The organism is Escherichia sp. WS1450, assembly GCF_046487395.1.
Lineage (GTDB): Bacteria > Pseudomonadota > Gammaproteobacteria > Enterobacterales > Enterobacteriaceae > Escherichia > Escherichia coli.
In genome coordinates this window covers 1-538 of the sequence record NZ_JBJQJO010000167.1, presented here as the reverse complement: position 1 = coordinate 538, position 538 = coordinate 1, and the positions used below count along the sequence as shown (strand labels likewise).

The window sequence follows — 538 nt, the reverse complement described above, 5'->3', positions numbered from 1 at the left end:
TACTCCTCCGGCAGAAGCAGAAAAAGCTTATTATGCTTCCATCGGAAACGATGATCTGGCAGCCTGAGTTCACAGATAAAACACTCTCCAGGAAACCCGGGGCGGTTCAACCTGAAAGCCGTATTGATATTCATACAGTCAGAAAGGCCGCAGACAGGACAATACAAAAAATGGGGCTACCGTCGCTTACTGATGAAATATGGCGCGATTACCCTGATAGCGTTAACGATGACGGTTATTAACTGGCGGGGGAAACACGATACCAGCGGGCGTGACTCGGGAGAATATATACCGCTGGTGGAACATTACCGGCCCTGATGGCTGGTGGCGTGCGTTACGACCTGAAAGACCATCCATGCGGGAAGGTGACACAGGAGCACCTGGCGAACGCGGGGAAGCGACTGGATGAGATTAAGAAAAAACAGCAGGTGAACCGCCCCGGAAATCCTGGAGACTAAACTCCCTGAGAAAGAGGTAAACAGGATGACTAAAAATACTCGTTTTTCCCCCGAAGTCCGTCAGCGGGCGATTCGTATGG

The 538-nt window shown here is 51.1% G+C and carries 2 protein-coding genes; both read left to right on the top strand.

Annotated elements, in window-relative coordinates:
* The first annotated feature begins 50 nt into the window (after positions 1-50).
* Positions 51-242: a PerC family transcriptional regulator gene (locus ACJHYR_RS28170; RefSeq protein WP_410233238.1), complete on the top strand. Its 192-nt coding sequence runs from the start codon at positions 51-53 to the stop codon at positions 240-242.
* A 75-nt stretch (positions 243-317) separates the two neighbouring features.
* On the top strand, positions 318-458 hold the full coding sequence (locus ACJHYR_RS28165; RefSeq protein WP_072837391.1) for a ProQ/FINO family protein: 141 nt from the start codon (positions 318-320) through the stop codon (positions 456-458).
* Positions 459-538: the final 80 nt, after the last annotated feature.

What these genes read in the sequence shown, in the direction of transcription:
- ACJHYR_RS28170 (WP_410233238.1), top strand. Translation starts at nt 51, where the DNA reads ATGATCTGGCAGCCTGAGTTCACAGATAAAACACTCTCCAGGAAACCC.
- ACJHYR_RS28165 (WP_072837391.1), top strand. Translation starts at nt 318, where the DNA reads ATGGCTGGTGGCGTGCGTTACGACCTGAAAGACCATCCATGCGGGAAG.